Genomic DNA, 6,990 nt, shown 5'->3' with positions numbered 1-6,990 from the left:
CGTGCCGCTGGGCTCCGCCGTGCCGGTCGCCGGCCGTGCCGCTGGGCTCCGCCGTGCCGGTCGCCGGCCGTGCCGCTGGGCTCCGCCGTGCCGGTTGTTGACGTCCTATGCCGTTCTTCCAAGTGGCACACAACGCGTCACCCTCGCGCGCACATGCCGGTTGAGCTGCACGGATCCAAGATCAGATAACGGCGAGGTCACGACAAAGGGCACCCTCTTGCAGACTGTCCTACTTAGGTGTCTAATAGACATGTCAGCAGGACAGTCACCGAGGAGGCGACGAGGACCGGGGCACGGAGCCCTGCGAGTCGATCACCACGGTGTCTTTCCTAACGACAACAACCATAAGTCCCGCATAGCGCGGGCAGCGGCTTGGGCCGTGCGGACAGCAGCGAATCCGTGCAGAGCAGCGTGAAGAACGACGCGTAGCCAAACGCACATTTCTAGTCTGGAATGTGTAGTAACTGCGCTTGCAGCTTCACTACGTAAAGCTCTTGCTATAAAGCGGAGAAGCGCGCATAAATGGCATGCCTGCCATAGGTGTGTCCCCAAGATAAGTCAATGGTGGTCTAGCACCGAAAAACGTCACAATGCGTGGGCGTTCGGGGTTGTATTAGGCGGTTGCCGACATTGGGTTTCTCTGGCTTGAGAGCGTCGCTCTCGCCTGCCCATAGCACGCTAAACCCGTACGGGCATGGTTCCCTGCATTGCGCACTAGACATAACGGCTTATCACAACAGAGATCAAAGATTCAGGGAATGTGCTATCGAGACGCGCAACCCTCACTGTGCGAGTAGTGCCGTATTGCCCGGATACAGGATGTGTCCCCTTTGCGGAGATCTCATAACGGTGAGGGTTGCGCGTTTTCATATCAGCTCACAACTGGCCTGAATCGCTGCCCGTCAAACACTTTTCGCACACGAAACGGAGTACCGCCATGACTATGACTCTGATCGATTGGTCCGCCCGGATTAGCGCCATGACGGACGCTCTGTCCGTTCCGGACGGCGGATTTTCTGTCGACCCTAGCGACGGTTCAGACGTCCGTACCGGCTACGCGGTAGCTGTACACCCGGAACACGAACACATTTTCGACGGTCACGTCACCAGCAATGACCTTCACGAATACATCGCACGTGCAAAAGGCGCTCTCACGCTGCCCGGTCGCGTTCTCGGGGGTTGGTGTGACCCTGACTCCGGCCGTGTCTACCTGGACGTTTCCGTCGTCACTGCCGACTTGTCCGAAGCAATGACGCTCGCGCGAGAGACGGCGCAGGTCGCGATTTTCGACTTTTCCGTCATGGCATCCGTTCCGGTCGCGGTTGCCGCGTGAATCGAAGGGGAATAGTGAGCGCAGTCATCGTAATGATCAGCGACGGACAAGCGCGACGTATCGCGTCCGATTGGCACGGCGGTATGTCATCCGCGCTGTATTCCCTGGCCTCATCGGGCGCGATTGACCTTGACCACGCCCGAGACGAGATCTCGCGCGAATTGCAGAGTCTGGACGTCGGAGAAGTGCGGCGCGAATTGCTCGCGCTCGACAAATACGTACGAACGGCCGGCGAGCGTACCGCCGTAGCGGAATGGTTCCGCTTGTGGGACGACTCGCCGGTGAGCGTGAATCACACGTAAGGATCTGATCGCAATGCTCACCCCCAGTGATCACCCATGGTTCCAGGCTCACCCCGTGAGCCACGAAAACATCGTGTGGCACTGGGAACAGGCCACGCCCGACGAAATAGCCCAGGGCATGCGCTGGTATGTCGACGCGCACCACGTGGCAACGGTCATCGCTAACGGTGACGCCCATCTCGGCGCCGGAATGCTCGCGATCTACTCGCCACAGCAAGGATGGATTGGAAACATTCTCAATGCCGCTCGCGTGCTCCGCGAGTGGCAGGGGATTGGCGGACCGGGATCCGGCATATTCGCGTCCACTTCGCAGAAACACGCGGCCGATCGGTTGCTGTCCGGCGAACGATATGAAGATATTCTCGCCGGTCCGAAGATTCGCGATTTCGCGCACCTGATTGAGCACGGCGGAGACAAAGATCCCGAAGACCCGCGCGTCGTCATCGATCGGCACGCGCTGTCTGTCGCGAATGGTCGCGCACTCAGTTCAGACGAGTACGACTCGGCGCCCCTCAAAGGGTTCAAGCGTCGTGACGGTTCGATCAGTCGCCGGCACTACGACCACGTGGTGAGTCAGTATCACCGTGCCGCGGAAATGATCTCCGGAATCTCTGGTGAGCGGGTTTCGGCACATCAGGTGCAAGCCGTGACGTGGCTTGTCCGCCAACGGCTGAACCAGCAAGCCGAACAGCAGCGCGGCCCCAGCCGCCTTGACAAGGGTCGCAACCGGGCACGTGCAAATTCAGAACAAGCCTGGCAAATCTTCCGAACCAACCACTTTCCCGAACTGGCGACGTGCCCCGGCACCGGCTACCAGACGGCTGCCTAATGACTGGCCTCACCGAGAAAGGCGCAACCATGGAAACCGTCTTGAAACACACGTGCGGCGGACCCGTCTTCGGGCGCAAGACGCCCGGATGCCCCCGCTGTGATCAGCTACTCGCCGGTGCCGCACCCGTCGAATGGGCAGGAATGCGCAGCAGGACCGACCGCGCACGAGACGAGCAGCAAGACCGGCTCGCGCGCCGCGCGCATTTCGCACCGGACGGACCCCACGCTACGGGCAAATGCGGGCCCGTCTGCACCTTCGGCGACTGGTAACCAGTCACACCCGGTCGATTGGCGCCACCCGGTCAGCCAAATACCTAAACGCGCACAAATGAGGACTGAGAAATGAGCGTAGCTCAAACCAGCCACGTCCGAATGACTGAAATTCGACCCGGTGACCTCGTTTTCATTGACTGTTTCTTGGGCCTGATACCGGCGAAAGTGACCGGCTACGCAACGTGGGGACACATCAAGGTGCTGGTCACGGCGGAGCGTCCCGGCTATCGCCGTGGCGAACACACCACCGTCACCCCGTCGCATTGCATCCCGCGTGCGCACGTCCGCGTGCGCTCCGGCCACGAGCGCATCTTCGGCGCGTGGACTTTCGACGGACTACCGGACGAATTTCAGCCCCGCTGGGCGTGAGACCAACCCGACACGTCAATTCTGGCCAACTAGCAGGGAGTCAATATGCCAACCACGAAACGGGACGACAACGTTATCGACCTCCATTTTCAGTACGCGTAGGACGGCTGGATCATGAGTGACGACACCTACGGCGAACAAGACACCGATAGCGCGACTGCTTTCACACATGACGGGTGCGCGTTCGTCGCCTGCGAACGCGCACCGCGCGGACGGTGGCGCATTGAATCGACCGACGGGGCATGTGCACCCGTGCCGCTATCGGCATACCGATACCGCTTTTCGACACTGGCAGATGCAGCGGACTACGTTGCCGCGAAATGCGGCGCCGCCGTGCGACGCGTCGACTCGCGAGTCTGACAGCACCAATCAGGCGCAATCGAAAATTCCTAGTGGCCAGCCGCGATTTCGGCGCCCGTCTTCACGGGCGCCGCGCAGCTCTGACAGCGCGCAATGGTTGCAACGGATCACCGTTGCGGACTGTTCGACTCATCCGCGCGCACGCAAACAACCCCACGTCTCGAATGAGCAAAGGAGTCCCACCATGTTCGTGTACGGCGTGTCTTTCACCGATGTTCACCGCGTCGTACGCGACGTGTCCGACGCTCTGTACGACGGAAACATCACCGTCCGCACGGGGGAGGACCGTGCCAACGGCGCCGGCCCTCGCGCAACGTTCACCCTCCGCGCGCACGACACGACCGGACCGGGCGCCAAGGGAAGCGCGTCCGCGTTCGGCAAGGGCAACGGCCCGAAGGGCAGGCGCCGCACCATTTCCGCGTGCTGGCACACGCACTACGACGTGCTGGACGAGCTATTCGCCCGATTTCCGGCCGCCCGCGTCGTGACCAGGATCGCCACCTACACCGCACCCACATTCCGTGACCGCGCGCTCGAAACCTCCTATCTCAATGTCGCGAGCGATTTGTTCCCGGCCACCGCGCCGGACTGCTGCGAATGCGACCACACCGACTACGTCGACGACTTCGACTCGACACCGACCAGCGACGCCATGCGCCCGAACACCGACGTCGACTACTTCCTTCACGAGCTTGACCGCGTGCTCGCCGAACACTGAGCGCCGTTTCGTCACCTCCGGAATTCGCCCTTACCGACCGACGAAAGCGAGTACCACCATGACCGACGACCGCCCGACCACCGTCGACACGCTGCGCGCGGAGCTCGAACGGGAACGCGCACGCGCCGATTCCTTCGAAGCGATCAACCGCGTGCAGGCCGCCAGCCTCGCCGAGCTGGCCAAGCTCGCGGGGGAACTCCGGTGCCAGGTTGCCGACCTGGCCGACGACGCCCTGAGCACGAAACCCATGCCGATACACGGTTTGCGCAACGTCACCGGCCGGATGAGCGGCTTGGCGGAGAGCCTGAGCAGGTCGGCGCACGGCTACGCGGGCGCACGCACCACGGACATGCTGTACCCGACCGTGGACGACGATCTCCGCGCGCACAAGTGGACGCCTCGCCCTGACCGGGGTCTGGACGGCACGTTGCCGCCGATCCCGATCAGCGAGATGGGCGAACGTCGGGGCTACGCCCGCGGCTGGCACCGAGGCCCGCAGTGGATCACATTGTGGTTCACCGGACCGACCACCGTGGCCTACGGGGACAGCAGCGACCACGGCCGGCTCACCAGCGTCGACGCCATGCGCGCCGTGATCACCTCCGCCCAGTCGCTGTCCGCTTCGGCGCTGGCCGAGTGGGTCACGGCACGGCAGGAAGCGCACAACGTGCCGTTCGACGCCCCGTACGTCCGGGTGTTCGCACACCTCCGGGCCGGTCCATGGTCCTCGATCGACATCGACCGGTGCGACGAATTCGGAGTCCGCACGCCCAACGGCACCGGTAACACCTCCGTGTGGACCTGCCCGAGTGACCCCGATTTCCGGCTCTACGTCTGGGGAATCGGCAACGAACCCGCCCATATCCGCTACTGGGCCGGCCCGGTGGTCGACATGGCCCACCTCGTCCAGGTTACCGGCCAGTACCGCTGACAGGTGATCACCGGATCCGCCCCACGCACGAGTTCCCACGGCGGGTGTCGGCTGCGCGCCGGCCGGCACCCGCCCAATCCACCGACGCGTTGATCACGTCCCGAAGGAGACGACTTGCCATGACCGACACCGCGAACACCCACACCACGGCCGTCGTGACGCTGTGGGTCAACGGACGAGATTCCCGCGACGGCATGGCGACCCTGACACAGATCGTGGACGCGACCGGTGGCCACACCGTCCACATCGTCACGATCGATGAACGCGCCGCCGAGTTCTACGGCATTCCTCAGCCCGTCAGCGTCATCGGTGGCCTCGTCCGCACTCGCGGCCGATGGTCACCCACCGCCTACCGCGATCGTGCACACCTCCTCGACGGTGGGGGACTCGTCTACTTCCTGCCGAACGCCCCGAGCCGAGTCCGCGCGGTCCGGGCGTTGCTGCGCTGGTGGTTCGTGGTCGCCCGCCGTGCCCGAGATGGCGCCGATCCCCGCCATCTCGACCCGTGCCAGGAATCGCCCGCGTCTCGCCGATGGCTGCTGGCCTGACCACATCACCCCGCCCCATCGAGACCACCGCGACGGTCGCCCCCTCGCCTTGCTCCGGGTCCGGCGTGATCGCCGGTCCTCTGGGCAGGGCGACCTCACGGGCTTTCTCCCGCTCCACCTCCGGCCGGAAAGGACCGACACCGCCATGACCACCTCCTCAACTGCCGCCATCGCAGACATCCTCGACTGCGGCCACCCCGCCACGCCGGACCTCACCGGCATCGGGACCGGCCGCGCGATCGACCCGCACACCGACGCCACGAGCTGCTACCCGTGCTCAGACGAGCACGAGCGCGACGCGATGACCCGCGCGAACGCATTCGTCGCCTACGTGTCCACCCACGGCGACGCGCTGACCACCTGGCCCGGCGGACACCTCGCCACCATCGACCCGGCCGACACCCGCCAGACCGGCCGGCGCACCTACACCCCGTCCGGCGGAATGTGGACCCGGCACGTCTGGCACGCCACCGACGTCGACGGAGGCCGCTGGACCGGCGTCAACGGCGGCCCTGGCCTCGTCATCCGCGTGCACCGGCTGCGCGCGTGCACCTGGCAAACCGAGTTCGGCAACGGCCGCCCCCCGCGCTACTGCCACCGCCGCGCCACCCACGCCGGCCAGGGCGGCGCCTTCGACCTCTACTGCCGCACCCACGCCCGCCAGGTCTTCGACCTCTACGGCTGGACCACCACTGCCCTGCCACCCCGCGCCCTCGCCCGATCCGCGCGTGAAACCGCGCCACCACAAGGAAAGGAGTTCTCGTGTTCGTGAAGCTCTACGACCGCCTCGACCTGTCACGGGCGCGTCTGGACGACGTGCTGACCGTGCCCGCGAACCGCACCAGAGCGCTCGACGTGGCGCAGGACCGCCACCTGCCGCGCCAGGCGCTCACCCGCGCGACTACCCGCGAAGGGTTCTGGGTCTACGTCTTCCAACTCCGCGCCGACGTCCAGCTCGGCACGGTGACGCTGGCCGGCGCCCAGCCCGGACCCGAGAACGTGATCACGCTGCCGGTCCGCCAACTCGACCACTACACCACGCCCGGCATGCCGCTGTCGGAGATGGTCGGCTTGCTGGCCGCGGTCGCCGAGGACTACCCGCCCACCGCCCTGACGGCGGTGCTGGCCGACAGCCTCACCAAGGTCCTCGACCTGTGGGCCGACGCCCGCCGCAACGGCCGACCCACGATCGACATCCGCGACCTCGACCGCGCCGTCACCAGCGAATTCGCGCCTGCCGTCCGGGCCTGGCGCACCGGCGACGCCTTCCCACGCCCCCGCCTGGCCGATGCGGCCTGGCCCGAACCCATTCCGAGGTGAACACC

9 protein-coding genes are annotated in these 6,990 nt (G+C 65.1%); all 9 read left to right on the top strand.

Annotated features, from left to right (window positions below):
* Positions 1–937: 937 nt before the first annotated feature.
* The gene (locus BMY97_RS28965; protein ID WP_091622510.1) at positions 938–1,333 is read left to right on the top strand and encodes a hypothetical protein; all 396 of its coding nucleotides are present in this window, start codon (positions 938–940) and stop codon (positions 1,331–1,333) included.
* A 14-nt stretch (positions 1,334–1,347) separates the two neighbouring features.
* On the top strand, positions 1,348–1,635 hold the full coding sequence (locus tag BMY97_RS28960) for a hypothetical protein (RefSeq protein WP_091622506.1): 288 nt from the start codon (positions 1,348–1,350) through the stop codon (positions 1,633–1,635).
* 55 nt (positions 1,636–1,690) lie between these two features.
* A complete protein-coding gene (locus tag BMY97_RS46250; RefSeq protein ID WP_143086323.1) occupies positions 1,691–2,464 on the top strand; it encodes a DUF7178 family protein in 774 nt (257 codons plus the stop codon).
* Between the two features lie 374 nt (positions 2,465–2,838).
* On the top strand, positions 2,839–3,108 hold the full coding sequence (locus BMY97_RS28955; RefSeq protein WP_218156903.1) for a hypothetical protein: 270 nt from the start codon (positions 2,839–2,841) through the stop codon (positions 3,106–3,108).
* 544 nt (positions 3,109–3,652) lie between these two features.
* Complete coding sequence (locus BMY97_RS28950) at positions 3,653–4,186, top strand: hypothetical protein (protein WP_091622499.1); 534 nt, start codon at positions 3,653–3,655, stop codon at positions 4,184–4,186.
* Between the two features lie 58 nt (positions 4,187–4,244).
* Positions 4,245–5,117 (top strand): hypothetical protein, encoded by an 873-nt coding sequence (locus BMY97_RS28945; protein ID WP_091622496.1) that lies wholly within the window; start codon positions 4,245–4,247, stop codon positions 5,115–5,117.
* Positions 5,118–5,236: 119 nt separating this feature from the next.
* The gene (locus BMY97_RS28940; RefSeq protein WP_091622494.1) at positions 5,237–5,665 is read left to right on the top strand and encodes a hypothetical protein; all 429 of its coding nucleotides are present in this window, start codon (positions 5,237–5,239) and stop codon (positions 5,663–5,665) included.
* Between the two features lie 145 nt (positions 5,666–5,810).
* Positions 5,811–6,437 (top strand): hypothetical protein, encoded by a 627-nt coding sequence (locus BMY97_RS28935; RefSeq protein ID WP_091622490.1) that lies wholly within the window; start codon positions 5,811–5,813, stop codon positions 6,435–6,437.
* On the top strand, positions 6,428–6,985 hold the full coding sequence (locus tag BMY97_RS28930) for a hypothetical protein (protein WP_091622487.1): 558 nt from the start codon (positions 6,428–6,430) through the stop codon (positions 6,983–6,985). Before BMY97_RS28935 ends, BMY97_RS28930 begins: the two co-directional genes overlap by 10 nt.
* Positions 6,986–6,990: the final 5 nt, after the last annotated feature.

Source organism: Amycolatopsis saalfeldensis, assembly GCF_900110575.1.
GTDB lineage: Bacteria > Actinomycetota > Actinomycetes > Mycobacteriales > Pseudonocardiaceae > Amycolatopsis > Amycolatopsis saalfeldensis.
This window is presented reverse-complemented; position numbering and strand designations above follow the sequence as displayed.